The 19,718-nt window shown below is 63.1% G+C and carries 13 protein-coding genes and 1 tRNA gene; 7 read left to right on the top strand and 7 right to left on the bottom strand.

The genetic code is table 11. From position 1 onward, the window contains the following. Positions 1–2 precede the first annotated feature (2 nt). Positions 3–77: transfer RNA gene (locus tag N6L26_RS00610), tRNA-Val, on the top strand. A gap of 48 nt (positions 78–125) precedes the next feature. Here N6L26_RS00610 and N6L26_RS00605 read toward each other — a convergent pair. The 5 genes from N6L26_RS00605 to N6L26_RS00585 form a co-directional block, all read right to left on the bottom strand. Continuing rightward, positions 126–2,102 (bottom strand): tetratricopeptide repeat-containing sulfotransferase family protein, encoded by a 1,977-nt coding sequence (locus N6L26_RS00605; protein ID WP_263606136.1) that lies wholly within the window; start codon positions 2,100–2,102, stop codon positions 126–128. Between the two features lie 79 nt (positions 2,103–2,181). After that, positions 2,182–4,827 carry a TonB-dependent receptor gene (locus N6L26_RS00600; protein ID WP_263606135.1) on the bottom strand — a complete coding sequence of 882 codons (2,646 nt, stop codon included), beginning with the start codon at positions 4,825–4,827 and terminating at the stop codon, positions 2,182–2,184. Between the two features lie 373 nt (positions 4,828–5,200). Continuing rightward, on the bottom strand, positions 5,201–6,883 hold the full coding sequence (locus tag N6L26_RS00595) for a BCCT family transporter (protein WP_263606134.1): 1,683 nt from the start codon (positions 6,881–6,883) through the stop codon (positions 5,201–5,203). A 176-nt stretch (positions 6,884–7,059) separates the two neighbouring features. Then, positions 7,060–7,323 carry a hypothetical protein gene (locus N6L26_RS00590; protein ID WP_263606133.1) on the bottom strand — a complete coding sequence of 88 codons (264 nt, stop codon included), beginning with the start codon at positions 7,321–7,323 and terminating at the stop codon, positions 7,060–7,062. A 61-nt stretch (positions 7,324–7,384) separates the two neighbouring features. After that, the gene (locus N6L26_RS00585) at positions 7,385–7,996 is read right to left on the bottom strand and encodes a TetR/AcrR family transcriptional regulator (RefSeq protein ID WP_263606132.1); all 612 of its coding nucleotides are present in this window, start codon (positions 7,994–7,996) and stop codon (positions 7,385–7,387) included. Positions 7,997–8,121: 125 nt separating this feature from the next. Between N6L26_RS00585 and N6L26_RS00580 the strand changes: the two genes are divergently transcribed. Next, positions 8,122–10,452 (top strand): TonB-dependent receptor, encoded by a 2,331-nt coding sequence (locus N6L26_RS00580; protein ID WP_263606131.1) that lies wholly within the window; start codon positions 8,122–8,124, stop codon positions 10,450–10,452. A gap of 54 nt (positions 10,453–10,506) precedes the next feature. Here N6L26_RS00580 and N6L26_RS00575 read toward each other — a convergent pair whose 3' ends face one another. Further along, the gene (locus tag N6L26_RS00575) at positions 10,507–11,808 is read right to left on the bottom strand and encodes a sulfotransferase family protein (RefSeq protein WP_263606130.1); all 1,302 of its coding nucleotides are present in this window, start codon (positions 11,806–11,808) and stop codon (positions 10,507–10,509) included. A 132-nt stretch (positions 11,809–11,940) separates the two neighbouring features. On the opposite strand from N6L26_RS00575, the gene serS reads away from it, so the two are divergent. The 3 genes from serS to N6L26_RS00560 are packed head-to-tail and all read left to right on the top strand — an operon-like array spanning position 11,941 to position 15,159. Beyond that, entirely contained in the window at positions 11,941–13,221 is a 1,281-nt protein-coding gene (gene serS, locus N6L26_RS00570; RefSeq protein WP_263606129.1) for a serine--tRNA ligase, read from the top strand. Then, on the top strand, positions 13,221–13,988 hold the full coding sequence (gene surE, locus N6L26_RS00565) for a 5'/3'-nucleotidase SurE (RefSeq protein ID WP_263606128.1): 768 nt from the start codon (positions 13,221–13,223) through the stop codon (positions 13,986–13,988). Before serS ends, surE begins: the two co-directional genes overlap by 1 nt. A 52-nt stretch (positions 13,989–14,040) precedes the next feature. Continuing rightward, positions 14,041–15,159, top strand: coding sequence for a potassium channel family protein (locus tag N6L26_RS00560; protein ID WP_263606127.1), 1,119 nt, complete (start codon positions 14,041–14,043; stop codon positions 15,157–15,159). A gap of 3 nt (positions 15,160–15,162) precedes the next feature. On the opposite strand, the gene N6L26_RS00555 is transcribed toward N6L26_RS00560, so the two are convergent. After that, complete coding sequence (locus tag N6L26_RS00555; protein ID WP_263606126.1) at positions 15,163–15,561, bottom strand: DUF1761 domain-containing protein; 399 nt, start codon at positions 15,559–15,561, stop codon at positions 15,163–15,165. A gap of 77 nt (positions 15,562–15,638) precedes the next feature. On the opposite strand from N6L26_RS00555, the gene rimO reads away from it, so the two are divergent. Further along, positions 15,639–17,012, top strand: coding sequence for a 30S ribosomal protein S12 methylthiotransferase RimO (rimO, locus tag N6L26_RS00550; RefSeq protein ID WP_263606125.1), 1,374 nt, complete (start codon positions 15,639–15,641; stop codon positions 17,010–17,012). Between the two features lie 241 nt (positions 17,013–17,253). After that, positions 17,254–19,620, top strand: coding sequence for an EAL domain-containing protein (locus N6L26_RS00545; protein ID WP_263606124.1), 2,367 nt, complete (start codon positions 17,254–17,256; stop codon positions 19,618–19,620). Positions 19,621–19,718: the final 98 nt, after the last annotated feature.

Raw genomic sequence — 19,718 nt, 5'->3', positions numbered from 1 at the left:
GCGGGCGCGTAGCTCAGTGGTAGAGCACACCCTTCACACGGGTGGGGTCGCAAGTTCAATCCTTGCCGCGCCCACCATTCCCTTTCGAGAATGTCCCTCGCGGCAGCGTTCGCCAGAACCGGTGTTCAGCCGTGCTCGCCCAGCGCCTCGCCCAGCGCCTCGCGCAGCGGAGCGAGCCATGGCGCATAGGGTTTCCATGCGTCCTGGCCGCTGCGGTTGATGGGCTGGCGGACCTGTTCGCTGCTCGCGGTACGGACCGCGCGGCGGGTGGTGTGGAAGGCGAGGCATTGCTCCTCGAACGGCAGGCCGAGATAGTCGAGCATGCGGCGGGTCTGGCCTTCGAGATCGTCGAGCACGTCTTCGTGCTGTACACGCAGGATTTTGCCCGGCAGCACCGCGTCCCAATGGTCCATCAGCGCGACATAATCGGCGTAATAGCGCCCGATCTCGGGCAGGCCGTAGGTAAACTCCTGCCCTTCGGCGAACAGCTGTTTGAAGCCGGAAAAACAGCAATCCATCGGCGCGCGGCGCGCATCGATGATCTTCGCATTGGGCAGGATCAGATGGATTAGCCCGATATGGCGGAAATTGTTCGGCATCTTGTCGATGAAGAAGGGGGCGCCCTGCCGGTGTACGCGCGTATCCTCGATGAACTTGGCGCCGAAGGACGCTAGCTGTTCGGCGGTCAGATCGTGCAGCACTTCGGGATAGCGTAACTGCCCTGCCCGGCGCCCGCGCAGGCGGTGGGCGAGCGCGAGGATGTTGGGCAGTTCCAGCGTGCCATCGATCCGGCTGTGGCTGGCCAGCACCTGTTCGAGCAGCGTCGAGCCCGCGCGCGGCAGGCCGAGAATGAAGATCGGATCGGGCGCGGGATCGCCCACGCCGTCATGTTTGGCGAACAGTTCGGGGGTGCAGATCTCGCGCTGCCTGGCGAGTTCGGCGCTCATCGCATCGGCGCTGTAGCGTGTCTGCGTGCGCTTGAGCGTATTGCCGCGCTCGTAATGCTCGAAACTGTCCGCATAATCGCCGCGATCTTCCAGCGCCTTGCCCAGCGCGAAGGACAGATGGACCCGGTCCATGAAGGCGAGATCGGGGCGCCCGGCCTGCTCGCGCATCGCCGCGATCTCGTCATCGGTGAAGCGATAGGTCTTGAGATTGGCGAGCGCATACCAGGCATCGCCATGGTCGGGCTTGGCCGCGAGGGCCGCCTGGTAGCTGGCGACCGCATCCTCCTGCGCGCCGGTGGTCTTGAGCGCATGGCCCTTGCTGGTCAGCGTCGCGGGATCGCGCGGCAGCTTGGCGAGAATGGCGTCGAACAGTTCGAAGGCGCGCGCGTAATCGCCCGTCTGCATGCTCTCGATCGCGAGATGCGACTGGAACAGCGGGTTGTCGGGATCGCGCGCATGGAGCGTTTCGGCCTGTTCGCGCGCCTGCGCGAATTTCTGCCGCCGCCGCAGCGCATCGATATAGTCGAGCCGGATCTGGATATTGTCGGGTTCGAACGCCTGCGCGCTGTCGAGCAGGAACTCCGCATCATCGAGAATGCCCAGTTTGATGCCGATCTGCGCGAGCAACCGCATGCCTTCGACATTGCGCGGATTGGCGCGCAGGAAATGGCGGCATATTTCCTCTGCCCGCAGCAGCCGGCCTTCGTGCAGATGATGCGTAACCGCGACCAGTTCGCGCGGGAGCGCGGCGATGCGATCGGCCTGCGCGCGGGCCGCCTGCGCTTCGGCAGGGCGTCCCCGGCCCTGTTCAAGCTCGGCCAGCGCGCGCCAGCTGGCATCGAGCGCGGGATTGAACCGCGTGGCGCGGCCGAAGGCGGCAATGGCACCAGGAATATCGGCCATGGCGCGTGCAAGGTGCCCAGCTTCCTGCCATGCGCGGCCGTATTCGGGCATGGCGGCATGGAGCGCCGCAAGATGCCGGTCGGCGTCGTCGAACCGTTCAAGATAGCGCGCGGCGACCGCGGCCAGATACAGCGCTTCGCCATCGGCCGGATCATTCATCAGCACAGGCTCGACCAGCGCCGCTCCCGTGGCGAAATCGCCTGCCTGCAGCGCCTGCTGCGCCCGCGCCAGACTGTCGTCGCGTGTCGTCATTGCCTGCGACCCTTACAAAGAGAAACGGCGGAGGCGAACCCGTGTTCGCCCCCGCCGCCCTGTTTTCCGGTGGTACGGATCAGTAGTCGTAGCCGACCCTGATACCGACCGTCAGCGGACGGTTGGTGCTGATCCGTGCGCGATCGTTGACGAAATTGCCCGAGATCTGCGCGCGTTCGTCGAACAGATTGTCGCCGAACAGCTCGAACTTCCAATTGTCCGAGGTGATCCCGGCAGCGAAATCGACCACGGTGTAGCTGTCGAGCTCGAGCTTGTTGATCTCGATCACGTCGGTGAACTTCGACGCCGAATAGCTGACCTGCGGCTGGACATAGGCGCCCAGCGTTGCCGACAGGTCCCATTCGTAACGGACACGCAGGTTCCCCTGGAACGACGGCGCGAACGCGAGGTCCGAACCTTCGACCACGTCGGACGTCGGGATCAGCACTTCGGTGATCTCGGTATCGAGCACCGAGAAAGCACCCGCCACCGTCAGCCCCGGCGCCGAATAGGGCGCGAAGGTAAAGTCCGCTTCGACGCCCTTGATCCGTGCATCCGCGGCATTGGCCGAGAAGAACAGATTGGTGATCGAGGGGTCGAAGATGGTGGTCTGCAGACGGCTGATGTCGACATAGAAGGCGCTGCCGTTGAAACGGAACTGGCCATCGGCAAGATCGAGCTTCCAGCCCAGTTCGTAGTTCTGGACCTCGTCGGTTTCGAGCTCGAACGGGACAGTGAAGCCCGCACCATTGGTCGCGCCGCCCGGCCGGTTAAGCAGGCCGGGACGGAAACCTTCCGAATAGGTCAGGTAGAACAGCAGGTCTTCGGTCGGGGTAAACGTTGCCGTCGCCTTGTAGATGAACCCATCGGTCTTGGCAGTGTCGGGCGCGCGGACGGCGTTGAACACCTGTTGCGCTTGCGAAGCCGAAAGACCCGCCGCCTGGATGTCGGCAAGGCTGTCGTTCAGGTCGAAGGTCTGCCGCAGCGAGGCATCGCACGAACCGATGAAGGTGTATTCGCCATCGCCATCATACAGATCGTTCAGATCGGTACCGAAGGCATTGGCGTCGGCCGCGGCGCCGCTGTTGCAGAAGCTGCCATTGGCGCTGCCTTCGAAATCGACTTCGATATCGTAATAGCGCGCGCCCAGCGTAACGGTGAGCAGGTCGGGCACGATGTCGAAGCTGGCTTCGCCGAAGATGCCCCATTGTTCGTCCGTCCGGCGGATGTCGTTGCGGAAGATCGTTTCCGCCGGGAACGGGCCCGGATCGGAGGTGAAACCGTCCTGCGGGAAGTTCGGTGCGAACGGGCCGAAGGGCTGAGCAAGAACATTGCCCGGATAGGCGAAGTCGTTGCGTTCCTTCAGCTCGAGGTCCGAATAGAAGCCGCCAGCAGTCACGCGCCAGCGGTTTTCCGCGGGCGTGCTGAAGCGCAGTTCCTGCGTGAACACGCTCGTCTTGCTGGCCGAGGTCACATAGAGGTTCGGCGCCTGGCAGGTGCCGCTGGGATCGGCCGCGCCGGGATAGCTGACGCTGCCGTCGCAGATGTAGTAAGGCAGGTACTGGCCGACGAAGAGATAGTCGGAATAATCAACCCGCTGTTCGGTCTCGCGGTCGGTATAGGCACCGGTGTAGACCACATCGAGCATCGCCAGGCGGCCTTCGACGGTCCAGCTGGTGTTCGAGAAATCGTCTTCGAGCCGGTCTTCCTCGTAGCGCTGGATTTCGAGGTCATCGAGACCGCCGAGTTCGGGATCGGCAAAGAACACGCCGTCGCTTTCGACGCTCTGGCGCGAATGCGCGACCGTCACGGTCCAATCGGGGGTGATTTCCCACAGCGCGGTCGCACGGAAGCCGGCGTATTGCGTGTCGTTGAAATCGTCTTCGACGATGCCGGCGTTATCGGCGTCGATGAAATTGACGTTCGACAGGTCGGCCCCGGCCTGGAAGCCGCCGCGCAGCGCGCTGACCGGAACGCCGTTCGAACGCATCGTTCCCGCGGAACGGAAGCGGGCGCTTTCGCTGGCGTTGCGGGTGCCTGCGACATTGTCGACATAGCCGCCCTGGTCGTCGAGATAGACCACGCCGCGCAGCGCGAAGGTGTCGGTGACGGGCACATTGACCATCGCATCGACCTTGTAGCTGCTTTCGCCGCCCTTGGTGAAGGACACGCCGGTGTTGAACCCGGCGTCGAAGCCGCCGAGGTCGGGCTTGTTGGTGATCAGGCGGACGACGCCGGCCTGCGAGCTGGCCCCGAACAGCGTGCCCTGCGGACCCGAGAGCACTTCGATGCGCGCCAGATCGGCGGCATAGACATCGAGGTTACGCCCCGGCTGCGCGAGCGGCTGCTCGTCGAGATACATGGCAACATTGGGCGCGAGGCCCGCGACGCCGGCGGTGGTGAGGTTGGGCGTGGTCGAGGCAAGGCCGCGAATATAGATCGTGCTCTGGCCCGGGCCGCTGCCGCCCGCGGTAACCGTCGGCAGTTGCTCGAGGTAGTCCTCGAAAGTGTCGATGGCGAGCTCTTCGAGCCCTTCTTCGCCGATCGCGGACACAGAGACGGGCACGTCCTGGAGGTCTTCGCTACGCTTCTGCGCGGTCACGATGATGACGTTGACGCCGCCCTGGCGTTCCTGGGTGGCGGGTGCAGTGTCCTGCGCCGCGACAGGTGCTGCGGATGCAATAGCCAGCGCGCCCAACGACGCACCGCTTACAAGATATTTCATTTCGGGAAGCCCTCGCTCTCGATTATGTCTCAATTGCCTCGCGGACAGACCCCAGTCCGACCGGCAAAACAGGGCGCGAATTCAGATTGGAACCGTCGCCTTTGAAAGCAGTAACAAGCTTGATCGAAGGCGACCACCGGAGACACCGGACACGAGGGGGATTATGGCCACGCCTGTGGCATCGAAACAACATTCAATTCCGCCGGATAGATTACTTTTTAATTCCAGCATGAAGATCGCAAATATTCATTTTCGCGACTTATAATTTGAAATCGCGTTCGGATTTTACTTATAAAATGCACAAATACCCGCCAAGTGGTCGCGGATATCCATTTCAATCCGCTACCAATTGCCTGGAACTCTAGGAAAGCGGTTACTTGCCGGCAGCGATTTCGTTGCAGGCCTGCGCAGTAGTGGGCACGCCGTGGTGCTTGCGCCGCAGGTCGTAGGCCACCGCCTTGAGGATCGCGACGCCCATGATCGCCACCACGAAGCTGAACGGCAGCGCGCCGATGATCATGGTGATCCGGATCGCATCGATCCCGCCGAGGATCAGCATGCTGCCGACCACGAAGGCCAGTGCTGCGCCCCAGAACAGAATGTGATGACGGCGCTCGCCTTCGCTATCCCCTGCCCCGTTGATCGTATTGACGATCAGGATCGCGCTGTCGGCGGAGGTGATGAGATAGGTCATCAGCAGCAGCACAACGAGACCCGACACGACCGATGCCACCGCCGGATCGAGCAGCACCGCGAGAGTGGCGAACAGCTGGTCCGAGAGCCCGGCGTTGACGATGCTGCCCTGCGCCGCCCCGCTCAGTTCGAGATCGATGGCGGTCCCGCCGACAATCGTCATCCAGAAGAAGCACATCAGCGAGGGCACGAGGACCACGCCGAGAACATATTCGCGGATCGTCCGGCCGCGTGAAATGCGTGCGATGAACATGCCGACGAACGGCGCGAATGCGATCCACCATGCCCAGTAGAATACCGACCAGTCGAGCTGCCATTGCACCAGTGCATCACCGAATTCGCCGCCGCCCTGGAACAGTGTCAGCGAGTTCGGCACCAGCGTGCGGACGTAATCCCAGAGGCTCACACCCAGCAGTTGCAACCCATAAAGACCCGACCCCGCGACGAGGAAGAGCGCCAGCAGCGCGAAGGACAGGCCCATATTGAGGTTGGAAAGCCATTTGATCCCCCGACCCACACCCGACAGCGCACTGAGCGTCGAGGCACCGACGAGCACCACTAGCGCGGCGATAACCGCCAGCGCGGAGGATGATCCATCGGGGTCGAGCAACCAGTCGCCCAGCCCCAGGCGGGCCAGGCCGGCGACAAATTGTTCCACCCCGAAGCCCATTGTCACCGCCACGCCGAGGATGGTTGCAACGACCGCGACGATATCGACCAGATGTCCCCAACGACCCGACAGGTTAAGGCCGAACAGCGGGGCAAGGCCCGAACGGATCGTCAGCGGCAGATCACGGCGATAGGCGACATAGCCGATCGCCAGACCGACCAGCGCATAGGTACCCCACGCGGCGAACCCCCAGTGGAGGAAAGTGTAGATATAGGCGGGACGGATCGCCTCGGCGGTCTGCGCCTCGATCGCGCCGCGGATGATGTCCGGATTGTTCGAGAAATGCGCCAGCGGCTCGCCGGTCGAGTAGGTCAGCATGCCGATTCCGATGCCCGCGCCGAACAGCATGGCGAACCACGAGAAGCGCCCGAATTCGGGTTTCTCGCCCGGGTTGCCAATGCGCAGGCTGCCCGATTGCGGGATGATCGCGAGCACGAAACACGCCAACATCAGGAATGCGACCAGATAGACATACCAGCCGGAGAAGGTGGCGATGATGCTCGAATTGGCGGCGGTGAGCGTTTCGCTCGCATTCACCGGAAAGAAGATCGCCCACATGATCAGCAGCGAAACGATCACCTTCGAGGGGATCGTCACTTCACGACTGAAGCCATCGTAAAATCCGCGCGAGGCGGTCTTGATCGGTAAATCTATCAGCGGAGGCTCGACTGGATAATCGGTCTCGGCTGTCATGCTATCTCCTGCCCTTGCACACCGTACAGGGCGCGAAGTGGTCGTATGTTTCGGGGGAACCGTGTGGTGGAAGCATAGAAAGCGGGGCGCAAGATGCAAATGTCTTGTTCCCGAAACGCAGAAGGGCCGCCCGATCGGGGCGGCCCTTCGCTAGTCCGAAAACGGATGGGACGATGTCAGGCAGCCCTGGCCTTGGCCGCGCTCGCAGGCGCAGTCGAGGTTTGGGGCGGGGTGCTCGTGTCATCGCCCACCTGCTTCTTGTCGATCACCTTCTTGACGACATAGCCGCCGACGCCCAGCGCGACCATCGCGGGGAGGCTCATCCGGCGCAGGACACTGGTGGCGACAACGCCGAGCGCGGCCCCGCTGGCGCCGCCGATACCGCCGGTTTGTTTGGCGAGCCTGTCGCCGACGAATGCTCCGATTACCTTGCCGATCATGTTGATTTCTCCTTTGGGAAACCAACGGCCCCACCGCCCGGTGGTTCCACGGGGCGAGAGACTAGCGGCCGATCCCCTGCGTCAGCAAGATATTGGCACGGCGCGCGATTTCGGTGAAATCGGGATCGCCCTCCCGCCCCCAGATGACATAGCGCAGGCCGAGGAACACGTTCATCCCCATCAGCGCCCAGGCTTCGGGCGTGCCCAGATCCGGGACGAATTCGCCGCTGTCGCCGCCCTGCCTGAGCCGTTCCTCGATACGGGCGCCGATGGTTTCATAATGCTTGCGGTAGCTGTCCGGATCGACGAACTCGGCTTCGTCGATAATGCGGTAGATTTCCTTGTGCTGGGCAGCAAATTCGAGAAACGCGCGCAGTGCGGCGCGTTCGATCTCGAGTGCGCCCATCGACGGGTCGAGCGCCTCGCGCGCCGCCTTGCCGACGCCAGCGCTCATGTCGGAAACGAGCGCGCGGAAGACCGCATCCTTGCTGTCGAAATAGGTATAGAACGTGCCCAGCGCGACGCCCGCGCTGCGGGTTATCCCGCTGATCGAGGCTTCGTGAAACCCCTTGTCGGCAAACTCGGTCGCGGCTGCATCGAGCAGCTTGCGCAGCGTCTTGCGCCCGCGCTCGGTGCGCGGCGTCTTGTCGCCGGGGTTATGCAATGCAGCCAAGGTTCGTCCCTCCGAAACGCAGCCAGCCTATCAAATCGGACTCCCCGCGCAACAACAAACTTGAAAGGTGGTTCAGGTTTCAGTATCGTGTCTTCCAATAAGACAATCGGGAGGGAGATACCGAAATGCGTCCGACACAGATTCTTACCGTCAGCCTGCTGTGCGGCGCGGCAACCGCCGCGCTTGCCGCCGCCCCTGCATCTGCCCAAGTGGCCGATGACCAGATTGCCGAGGCTGCACCTGCCGCCGACGACAATGTCATCATCGTCACCGCCCGCCGCCGCGAAGAGCGGCTGATCGACGTGCCGGTGGCCGTTACCGCAATCAGCGGCGAAGAGCTTTCGCGGCGCGGCGCGCTGGACATCACCGATGTCGGCCAGAGCGTGCCCAACGTCACGCTAGAAGCCAGTCGTGCGACCAATTCGACGCTGTCGGCCTTTATCCGCGGGATCGGCCAGCAGGACCCCGTTTCGGGCTTCGAACAGGGCGTCGGCATCTATCTCGACGATGTCTATCTCAACCGCCCGCAGGCCGCCGTGCTGGATATCTATGATGTCGAGCGCATCGAAGTCCTGCGCGGCCCGCAGGGCACGCTCTATGGTCGCAACACGATCGGCGGCGCGGTCAAATACGTCACGCGGCGCCTGCCGCTCGATCCCTCGATCGAAGTGCGCGCGACTTACGGCACCGACGACCAGGCCGAAGGCGTGATCACCGCTTCGGCGCCGATCAGTGATCTGGTCCGCGTCGGCGGATCGGTCGCGCGGCTGTCGCGCGGTGGGTTCGGCGACAACCTCACCACCGGTCTGGAAAACTATAACAAGGATATCTGGGGTGGCCGGATGAGCCTTGAGGTCGGCGGCTACGGCGAGCCCGGCTTCATCCGGATCCAGGGGGACTATACCAAGGACAGCAGCGATCCGCGCGGCGGCCACCGGCTCATCCCCGGGCTGGTGTCGGGCGCGCCCGTGCTCGACAATGTCTTCGACACGCGCGGGGCGCTCAACGATCCCGAGCAAGAGGTCGAATCCTACGGCCTGGCGATGCATGCCGAAATCGAGCTGAGCGACGCGCTGACGCTGCGGTCGATTTCCGCCTGGCGCAAGGATGACAGCTATTCGCCGATCGATTTCGATGCGCTCCCCGCAGTCGATCTCGACGTGCCCGGCGCCTATCTCAACGAACAGATCAGCCAGGAATTCCAGCTTCTGTGGGACAATGACGGACCGTTCGCCGGACTGCTCGGCTTCTACTACCTCGATGCCAAGGCGGACACGCTGTTCGATGTGCGTATCTTCACCACCTTCGCCGGGCTGACCGCTTTCACCCAGGCGAATGTCGATACCGAGACTTTCGCCATCTTCGGCGACTTCACCTATGATCTGACCGACCAGTTCAGCCTGTCGGTCGGCGGACGCTATACCTGGGACGAACGCAGCGCGGAAATCCTCCGCCAGAACTATCTTGGCGGCGGGTCGCCCGAGTTCGGCGGCGCAGGCATACCCTTCGGGGCCCCAAGCACCGATTTCAACGGCAGCCGCGAGTTCAAGAAGTTCACGCCGCGTGCCTCGCTGAGCTTCATGCCGACGCCCGATCACAATATCTACGCCAGCTATTCGAAGGGCTTCAAGGGCGGCGGCTTCGACCCGCGCGGGGTCGGAACCAACGCGCCGGCAGCCACGCCGGGGGCGCCGACCGATGCCGAAGTGGCCGCGTTCCTCAGCTTCGCACCCGAAGAGGTCGATAGCTACGAAATCGGGTACAAGGGCAATATCGGCATCCTCAACATCGCCGCCGCAGCCTTCTATGCGGACTACACCGATGTGCAGATACCGGGTTCCGTCGCCTGTGAAGTGGGCGGATTGCCCAGCTTCTGCGGCGTCGTATCGAACGCCGGCAAGGCGACCTTCAAGGGGGTCGAACTGGAAGCCAATGCCCGCTTCGGCGGGGGCTTCGGCCTTGCTGGATCGCTCGGCTATATCGACGCGCAATACGACGAATACATCACCAATATCGGCAGCACGCCGACCGATGTGGCAGCGTTCCGCGTGGTCCAGAACACGCCCGAGCTGACCGGCAGCATCACTGCCAGCTACGATACGCCGGTTGGCGCAGGCGATCTCTATCTGGGAACGACGCTGTCCTATCGCAGCAAGACCAGCCAGTTCGAGATCCCCAACCCCTATCTCGACCAGGGCGGCTATGCGCTGCTCGATGTGAGCGTGGTCTATAGCGCGCCCGACGATAGCTGGAGCGTGGGGCTGTACGGGAAGAACCTGCTCGACAAGGAATACAAGACCAGCGGCTACACCTTCGTTGCCACCGACCCGATCACTGGCGACATCGTCAACGGTGCCAATGGTTTCCCCGTCCCGACGCTCGGGCCCGAGGGTACGCTGACGGCGTTCTACGGCAATCCGCGGCAGGTCTTCGCCACGGTCACCTTCAGCTACTGATCGACTGGAATTGGCAAAGGGGCGGGAAGTTCGCTTCCCGCCCCTTTTGCATGCCTATTCGGCCAATCGCATGCGGGGTAACGCCGGAGCATCGCCCACCGGAATGCCGTATGTCTCGGTATAGTCCGCGAACAGCGCATCCACCTCACCCTCGCCCAGCCCGAATTCCTCGAGGCTGTAGCGATGCGGGCGCCGTTTGAGCCGGGCCGAGCGGTCGAGATAGTCTTCCATCCCCGCGACCGCCGGCTCCATGTCGAGTCCGAGGAAGTGGTAAACCCGCTCCATCGTGCCGCGCCAATCGGTTTCCATGTCCTCGTACTGGACATCGATCATCCGCTCGCGCGGAATTGCGTCGCGCGCGGCGCGCATCCGGGCGATCATGGTCGCGGTCTTGCCCAGCCATTCCTGCCCGGTCTGCGCCGGATCGTTGTGATCCGAATAGATGATCGTCTGGTTCCACGCGAGCGAGGCCGCGCTACCGACCACCTGCTTGGGATCGCGGTGAGTGAAGATCAGCCGCGCGTCGGGGAAGACCTCGAGCAGCGCGGGCAGATCGAGCATGTGCTGCGGCGTCTTGAGGATCCACGGCCGTAGCGAGCTTTCCTGCTGGGACCAGCCGATCAGACGCAGCAAGTTCGCCATGTGCCGGTAAGCGGGCACCGCGTTCTCCTCGTGGCACCATGCGGCATAGGAAGGTACCTTCCACTGCGCTTCCCACTTCATGCCGTACATCGAGGCGGCCACGAGGCCGAGTTCCTCCTCCGGTTCGTAGGGGCCGGTCGGATGGATCGACAGCGTGCGCGGGTTGGCCAATCGCGCGACCTTGAGGATACGCGCAGCGAGCTTTGGCCGGAAGTCCTCCGCCTCGCCCGCCAGCACCTGCTCGAACTCGGGCCGGGGCACCGGGCTGATGGTTTCGAAGCTGCGCAGATGGGCAAAGCGCTGGTCGGCTGCGAGCAGGCGGTGGAGCCGGGTGGTGCCCGACCGCATCGGGCCGACGATAACCACCGGGTTCCTGAGCGGTCGGGCGAGGATTTCCGGGTGCCGCTTGAACCACATCTGCGTGTATAGCCGGTCGCGCAGCACGTGGTGGAACATCTTCATGGCGGAAAAATCACCCGCCGCATTGAGCTGGGCTTCGCGCTTCACGCTGTCGAGCAGAACCTCCAACGGACGCTCGAACCAGCGATCGCCGAAATCGTCGAGACCGGTGGCCTGTACGGCCTCTTCCAGCAGGAAGTCCTTTTCCAGCCGCGCCGGGTCCATCAGCCCCAGCTTGCGTCCGCCCCGGATCACCCCGTCCGCAAGATCGATAAAGCGCGTGCGGCGCGGCGGCTGGATCGGCTGGTCGTTCAAGCTGGCTGGCCTTTCAAGCTCGCGGATGTGCCCCTGAACGTTCGGGGCCTAATGCGGTGCCCACGAAAGGACAAGCTCGCCCTACGTGAAGTGACTGGCCAAGCGGGAAGCGAAAAGGCATAGGCCCGACCCATGCACGACATCGCTTATATCCGCAGCAATCCGCAGGAATTCGACGCCGCCCTCGCCCGCCGCGGGGCCGAACCGGTAGCCGACCGCATCGTCGCGCTCGACGCGCAGAAGCGCGAGGCGACGACCAAGGTCCAGCAGGCGCAGAGCCGCCGCAACGAGGCGTCGAAAGCAATCGGCCAGGCGATGGGCCAGGGCGATAAGGACAAGGCCGAAGCGCTCAAGGCCGAAGTCGCCGAGATCAAGGACTCGATGCCCGAATGGGAAGAGAGAGAACGCGCTGCGGCAGCCGAGCTGGACCGGCTGCTCGCGATCCTGCCCAATCTTCCGGCCGAGGATGTGCCGCAGGGCGCAGACGAGGACGACAATGTCGAAGTGGCGCAATGGGGCACGAAGCCCACGTTCGATTTTACGCCCCAGGAGCATGCCGACTTCGGCCCGGCGCTGGGAATGGATTTCGAAACCGGCGCCAAGTTGTCGGGGGCGCGGTTCACCTTCCTGCGCGGCGACATGGCGCGGCTCCACCGCGCGCTGGCGCAGTTCATGCTCGACAAGCAGACGCGTGAAAACGGCTATACCGAATGCCTCCCACCGGTGCTGGTCAACGACGCCGCGATGTATGGAACCGACAAGCTGCCCAAGTTCGCCGAGGACAGCTTCCGCACGACCGACGACCGCTGGCTCGTCCCGACCTCGGAAGTTCCGCTGACCTATTCGGTCGCAGGCGACATCCTGCCCGGTCTCGCGCAGCCGATCCGCCTGACCGCGCATACGTTGTGCTTCCGCTCCGAGGCGGGCTCGGCGGGCCGCGACACGCGCGGCTTTATCCGCCAGCACCAGTTCGAAAAGGTCGAGCTCGTCAGCATCTGCCGCCCCCAAGACAGCGAGGCGGAGCATGAGCGTATGACCAAGTGCGCCGAGGGTATCCTCGAAGCGCTGGAGCTGCCCTACCGCCGCATGCTGCTGTGCACCGGCGACATGGGTTTCGGCGCACGCAAGACCTACGACCTCGAAGTCTGGCTGCCCGGGCAGGACGCCTATCGCGAGATATCGTCCTGCTCGAACACCGGCGATTTCCAGGCGCGCCGGATGAACGCGCGCTATCGCCCAGAAGGCGAGAAGAAGACCGCCTTCGTCCACACGCTCAACGGCTCGGGCCTCGCAGTCGGACGCACGCTGGTGGCGGTGATGGAAAACTACCAGAATGCCGACGGCAGCGTCGACGTCCCGCAAGTGCTTGCCCCCTATATGGGCGGCGTAACCCGACTGGAGCCGAGGTCCTGATGCGTATCCTGCTGACCAATGACGATGGCATCCACGCGCCGGGCATCGATGTGCTCGAAGGCATCGCGCGCCAGTTCTCCGACGACATCTGGATCTGCGCGCCCGACGAGGAACAGTCGGGCATGGGCCACGCGCTCACGCTCACCCGCCCGGTGCGCCTGCGCAAGCATGGCGAGCGCCGCTTCTCTGTCACCGGCACGCCGACCGATGCAGTGACCATGGGCCTGCGCAAGGTCATGGACGGACCGCCCGACGTGATCCTCTCGGGCGTCAACCGCGGCGCCAATCTGGCCGACGACATCACCTATTCGGGCACTGTCTCCGCCGCGATCGAAGGCGCGCTGGCAGGCGTGCGCTCGATCGCGTTCAGCCAGGTCTACGCCAAGGACGGGCCGAACGGGAAAGACGGGCTTTTTACTCCCGCGATCGAATGGGGCGCGCGAGTGCTCGGCCCGCTGCTCGATACCCCCCTACCCAAGCGGACGCTGGTCAATGTCAATTTCCCCCCGATCGCACCCGATGCGGTCAAGGGCATCCGCGCGGTGCGGCAGGGATTTCATGACTATTCGCGCGGCACGGTGGTCGAGGGACGCGATCCGCGCGGGTTCCAGTACTACTGGTTCGGGCTTGAGGCGATCGAGCATACGCTGGACCACGGCACCGACCTCGAAGCGATCGACGACGGCTATATCTCGGTTACCCCGCTCCAGCTCGACCTGACGCATCATTCGTCGCTGGGCGCGCTAGCGGCGCGCTACGAGGGTTGAGCGGAGGCTATGCTATTGACCCTGCGGCCTTCCGCGCGCACCTAAGCGGCGCATGAGCAGCGAGAAAAAGGTCGACCGGATCGCCGCAAGCACGCGGGTGCGGACCTATCGAGGGCCCAGTTTCCAGCCCCTTCGCCGTGCGTTGAAGCTGCCCGTCTGGGGCGATCTGGGGATCCGGCTTGGCGCGGCGCTGTTCCTGATTTTCGTCGTGGTGCTGGTCCATTGGTGGGACCGCGAGGGACTGGTCGACAATCTCGATGGCGAGGTAAGCTTCCTCGACGTCGTCTATTTCACCATGATCTCGATCACCACCACCGGGTTCGGCGACATCGCACCAATTTCGGACCGTGCAAGGCTGGTCGAGGCAGTCATCGTTACCCCGATCCGCTTTGCGGTGTTCTTCATCTTCGTGGGCACCGCCTACAATTTCCTTATCAAGCGCAGCTGGGAGAAATGGCGCATGGCCCGCATCCAGGAACAGCTCTCGAACCATATCGTCGTGCTCGGTTACGGCATCTCCGGCTCCGAGGCAGTGGGTGAACTGATCGAACGCGGCACCGATCCCAGCTGCATCGTGGTAATCGACCCGAGCGAGGACCGGCTGCACGAAGCCGAAGCGCTCGGCTGCAATGTAATGGCCGCCGATGCCACGCGCGACCAGACGCTGAAGGCGGTACGCATCCGCGAGGCCCAGAATGTGCTGGTTTCGGCCGGGCGCGACGACACCACGATCCTGATCACGCTCACCGTGCGCGCGCTGGCACCGCATGTGCCGATCAGCGCGGTGGTTCGCGCGGACGACAACGAATCGCTCGCCCGGCAGGCAGGCGCGAACAATGTCATCAACCCGGTGCGCTTTACCGGCCTGCTGCTGGCCGGAAGCGCCAAGGGCGAACATATTGCCGATTACCTTGCCGATCTCGCGAGCGTTTCAGGCCGCGTCCAACTGGTCGAACGCGAGGTGACGGAAGAGGAATGCGGCAAGACCATCGGCGAACTGACCACCGGCGGGCGCGGGCTGCGCGTCTATCGCAACGGACAGGCGCTCGGCTTCTGGGAAGAAGAATGCCAGAGCCTGCTCGCGGGCGACATCGTGGTTGAAATCATCCCGACCCCCAATGGCGAGACCCGGGGCGACGGACACGACCGCGATGATCTGGATAATAGCTAGACGCTAGCGGAAGAGCAGGAAGACCCCGCCCATCGCCGCCATGCCGAAGATGAAATGGCCCGCATCGATCAGGAAATGCGCGAAAGTCTTGCGCAGATAGAGATAATTGATCCCGATCGCGGGCACCATGATCGTGGCACCGAAGCCGACCGCCATCATCATCACCGCCCGATCGCTTGCGCCGCTGCGCGCGATCCCGTGCCACAGCGTCAGCGAAATCACGAGCTCGGCCAGAAAGGTCAGTCCGAAAATCAGCGCCATATCGCCGCTCTGGATTTTCTCGTCGCTCATTCCCGCAGCCTTCTGCCAGGCCTTCGAAAACAGCACGCCATACCAGATCGCACCGACCAGGAAGAACGCCAGCGCCCCCAGCAGCACCGCCAACCAATTGATTTCGGCCATATCCCATCCTCCCCATGTCTCTCGATGCGCAGGAAGCTAGCCTAATTCGGCGCACGGGTGTAGGGGCGCGCGCAATCATGAGCACGACCACCACCGCAATCCCCGACCAGAAGAAGGTCGGCATGGTATCCCTCGGCTGTCCCAAAGCGCTGGTTGACAGCGAGCGCATCCTCACACGGCTGCGCGCCGATGGCTATGCGATGAGCCCCGATTATGCCGGCGCCGACGTGGTGCTGGTGAACACCTGCGGCTTCCTCGATTCCGCCAAGGAAGAAAGCCTGCAGGCGATCGGCGAGGCGATTTCGGAAAACGGCCGCGTCATCGTGACCGGCTGCATGGGCGAAGAGGCCGATGCAATTCGCGCCGCGCATCCACAGGTGCTGGCAGTGACCGGCGCGCATCAGTACGAACAGGTGGTCGACGCGGTGCACACGCATGCTCCGCCCAGCCAGGGGCCCTATGTCGATCTGATCCCGCAGCCCGACATCAAGCTGACCCCGCGCCACTACAGCTACCTGAAGATTTCGGAGGGCTGCAACCACTCCTGCGCCTTCTGCATCATTCCCGACCTGCGCGGCAAACTCGCCAGCCGCCGGATCGACGCCGTGCTGCGCGAAGCCGAAAAACTGGTTGCCGCGGGCACGAAGGAACTGCTGGTCATCAGTCAGGACACCAGCGCCTACGGTGTCGATACGCGTCACGAGGAACGCCTGTGGAAGGGCGAACCCGTCCGCGCACATATGACCGACCTCGCACGCGAGCTAGGCCAGCTCGATATCGGCGGCGGCACACCGCCCTGGGTCCGGCTGCATTATGTCTATCCCTATCCGCATGTCGATGCGGTGATACCGCTGATGGCGGAGGGGCTGCTGACGCCCTATCTCGACATCCCGTTCCAGCACGCCAGCCCCAAGGTGCTGCGCGCGATGCGGCGCCCCGCAAACGAAGCCAAGGTACTCGAGCGGCTGAAGGGCTGGCGCGAAATCTGCCCCGACATCGCGATCCGCTCCAGCTTCGTGGTCGGCTTCCCCGGCGAGACCGAGGACGATTTCAAATATCTGCTCGACTGGCTCGAAGAAGCCCAGCTCGACCGCGTCGGCGCGTTCCGGTTCGAACCGGTCGATGGCGCGCGGGCCAACACCCTGCCCGATCCGGTACCTGAAGAAATCAAGGAAGAACGCTACGCCCGCGTGATGGAAGTCACCGAGCGGATCAGCGCCGCCAAGCTTGCCGCCAAGGTCGGCAGGACCATCCCGGTCATCATCGACGAAGTGGGCGAACCCGACGAGGATGGCGATATCGGCGCGACCGGTCGCAGCGAGGCCGATGCACCCGAAATCGATGGCGCCGTGTACCTACGGAACGTGCCGCAGGGCCTGACCCAGGGCGATATCGTAACTGTCTCAATTGAGGACAGCGATGCCCACGATCTGTTCGGGGTGGTAGCCTAGTAAGCCCTCAATGGGCCGTTAACTTCGTAAAGTCACGCAGTATGCGTGAGCACAACACGTTGTTATAAAACAGCTAATCTCGCCTGCGCGGCAATGAGGCCGGCGGTAAACGTGAATTCCCTTCACCCCAGTTCCTAAACCGGAATTTACCTTCGAAACCCGCAGCCCGGTTGGGTTACGAGGGATTCGCGCCCGCACCATCAAAACTTTCTTAAACTTAAGGGCGCCATAAGGGCGTTCGATGGGTGACAAACGCATCTCGAACCTTGCCGGGCCAATCATGACCCATGGCCGTCTGCTGTTCCGCGGACGGCTGATCGAGCGTCTGCGCCACGTATTGTGGGCAGGGCTGATCAGTCTGGCGATGTATGCCGTTTTCCTGTTCCAGCCGATCGACCAGTTCCTCTGGCTGGTTCAATCGCGCGCCGCTGACCGCAGCCCGACGGGCGATGTGGTCTTCGTCGCCTCCGACGAGGCGCTGAACGATCCCGACGCTCCCGAGAAGCGCTATGAAGTTGCCGCCGCATTGGACGAGCTCGACCGGCGGGGCGTGGGGAAAGTCTTCCTCGACGTTTCATTCGCGGAATCGGCGGATCCAGACGCCGATAAGCGCCTTGCGCGCGCCATCGCCGACCTCGGGCCGCGCATCACGTTGGTTGACCGCGTCGTCGAGGAAACCGGCGTAGACGAATTTCTCCGCACGACCTCACCGGCGATTGGCGGTACCGCAGCGCATGTCGTGTCCGACCAGACCGACCGCAACTGGCTGGGTTTTGCGTGGGAGCTTCACTACGCCTACGACGTCAACGGCAAACCAGTCCGGTCGTTCGGCGCAGCGATTGCCGGCGTGGAAGCCAGGCCCAAGGCCACCTTCTCGGTCGATTATGGCTTCGCTCCCGATCGCATTCCCGTCCTGTCCATCGCTACCCTGTCGAAAAGCGGCACCGAGGGTGCCGACATCCCGGTCGAATTAACCGGCAAAACCGTGGTGGTCGGTCACAGCGGGCGGGTAACTGGAAGCCAACAAGCCATGCCGCGCAAGATCGACGCAGCGGCGAGCTATGTCGATATCTATGCCGGGGAGTCGCTGAAAGCGGGCTACACTGGCAACCTTCGTGGACCTATGGTTCTGTCGCTGTTCGCATCCCTGTTGCTGATCGCCTTGTTGGTATGTCGGCCGAGGAAGCATCGCTGGATTGCGTATTCGGGGATCGCCCTCCTCGCGCCCGTCCTCCTGTTCGCCTCGGCAAAGATCGGCGTCCGCGTCGAACTCTCCTATGCTCTCGGGTTCCTGGTGGTTTATGCAGCCTTCCGCTCGCGCATGCGCTGGAAGCGGCGGGTCGAGATGGTCAACCCGGAGACCGGGCTGCCGAAGCTGCGCGCACTCGAGGCCCGGCTGGTGCGCGATTCGATCGGCAACGGTCACATCGTCATCGCCAAGATCCAGAATTACGAACGCGTTCTGAAAACGCTACGGGCGGACGACAAGGGCAGCTATGTCCTCAAACTCGTCGACCGGCTGCGGGCCGCCGACCCAAATCTCGCGGTTTACAGCGAGGGACATAACCTCGGCTGGCACGTTGCGAGCGACGAGACCGATGCGGTCGTGGAGCATCTCGAAGGACTGCGGGCGATCTTTGCCGCCCCGGTCCAGGTGGGCGGTTTTTCGGTCGATGTGGGCATTACCTTCGGGGTTGCATCGATCGAGGGCGATCCGCCCGGGCGTCTGGCTGCTGCCGTCGCGGCGGCGGAGGAAACGTCCGAAGCCCATAATCCGATCGCGATTGCCGAAACGGGCTCCGAAACCGATCTCCTGTGGGACATCTCGCTCCGCGCACGGATCGACGAGGCGATGGAAGCGGGCGAAATCTATTGCGTCTACCAGCCCAAGATCGACCTCGCGTCGAAATCCATGGTCGGTGTCGAAGCGCTGGTGCGCTGGCATGATCCGGCCCGTGGCTTCATTTCGCCGCTGCACTTTATCCAGCAGTGCGAAAAGGCCGGGCGGATGGAGCACTTGACCCGCTACGTCCTGCAAAGCGCATGCTCCGCTGGTCAGCTCCTGCATTTCCGCGGCCGGACCATTTCCATGTCGGTCAACATCTCGGCCACCCTGCTGGGCGACATGCGCGTGGTTGGACTGGTGCGCAACGTGTTGCAGGCGACGCGTTTCGATCCCCAGTATCTGACGCTCGAGATTACCGAAACGGCGCGCATCTCCGATCACAATGTCGCTTCGAGCATTCTGCAGGAGCTGCGTTCGATCGGCGTGCGCATTGCCATGGACGATTTCGGCGTCGGTGCGGCCAGCTACGAAGCGTTCTATGAATTGCCGTTCGACGAGATCAAGATCGACCGGCTCTTCATTACCAATATCGCCAAGGACCCGAAGGCTAGAGCCATCGTATCGAGCATTGCGGCAATGGGTCGCGAAGCGCGAATCACCGTGGTGGCAGAGGGCCTCGAGAACCCGCAGGACATCGCCTTGCTCGAGCATGTCGGGTGCCAGCAGGTGCAGGGTTTCGCGTTTTCTCGGCCTCTCTCATTATCCAATCTTTTGGAATATCAAGACTTTACGTCAGACAGGGCCATCGCAAACATGGTTTAGACTTTACAAACAGACATGGTTAATGAAATATAACTCTTGAGCAATCAGGAGGTACGACCATGTGGAATATTTGGGAATGGCTGTTCGACGGCTGAATT

The organism is Qipengyuania sp. SS22, from assembly GCF_025736935.1.
GTDB lineage: Bacteria > Pseudomonadota > Alphaproteobacteria > Sphingomonadales > Sphingomonadaceae > Qipengyuania.
This window is presented reverse-complemented; position numbering and strand designations above follow the sequence as displayed.

What these genes read in the sequence shown, in the direction of transcription:
- N6L26_RS00560 (WP_263606127.1), top strand. Translation starts at nt 14,041, where the DNA reads ATGAGCAGCGAGAAAAAGGTCGACCGGATCGCCGCAAGCACGCGGGTG.
- surE (WP_263606128.1), top strand. Translation starts at nt 13,221, where the DNA reads ATGCGTATCCTGCTGACCAATGACGATGGCATCCACGCGCCGGGCATC.
- N6L26_RS00555 (WP_263606126.1), bottom strand. Translation starts at nt 15,561, where the DNA reads ATGGCCGAAATCAATTGGTTGGCGGTGCTGCTGGGGGCGCTGGCGTTC.
- N6L26_RS00605 (WP_263606136.1), bottom strand. Translation starts at nt 2,102, where the DNA reads ATGACGACACGCGACGACAGTCTGGCGCGGGCGCAGCAGGCGCTGCAG.
- N6L26_RS00600 (WP_263606135.1), bottom strand. Translation starts at nt 4,827, where the DNA reads ATGAAATATCTTGTAAGCGGTGCGTCGTTGGGCGCGCTGGCTATTGCA.
- N6L26_RS00595 (WP_263606134.1), bottom strand. Translation starts at nt 6,883, where the DNA reads ATGACAGCCGAGACCGATTATCCAGTCGAGCCTCCGCTGATAGATTTA.
- N6L26_RS00545 (WP_263606124.1), top strand. Translation starts at nt 17,254, where the DNA reads ATGGGTGACAAACGCATCTCGAACCTTGCCGGGCCAATCATGACCCAT.
- rimO (WP_263606125.1), top strand. Translation starts at nt 15,639, where the DNA reads ATGAGCACGACCACCACCGCAATCCCCGACCAGAAGAAGGTCGGCATG.
- N6L26_RS00590 (WP_263606133.1), bottom strand. Translation starts at nt 7,323, where the DNA reads ATGATCGGCAAGGTAATCGGAGCATTCGTCGGCGACAGGCTCGCCAAA.
- N6L26_RS00580 (WP_263606131.1), top strand. Translation starts at nt 8,122, where the DNA reads ATGCGTCCGACACAGATTCTTACCGTCAGCCTGCTGTGCGGCGCGGCA.
- serS (WP_263606129.1), top strand. Translation starts at nt 11,941, where the DNA reads ATGCACGACATCGCTTATATCCGCAGCAATCCGCAGGAATTCGACGCC.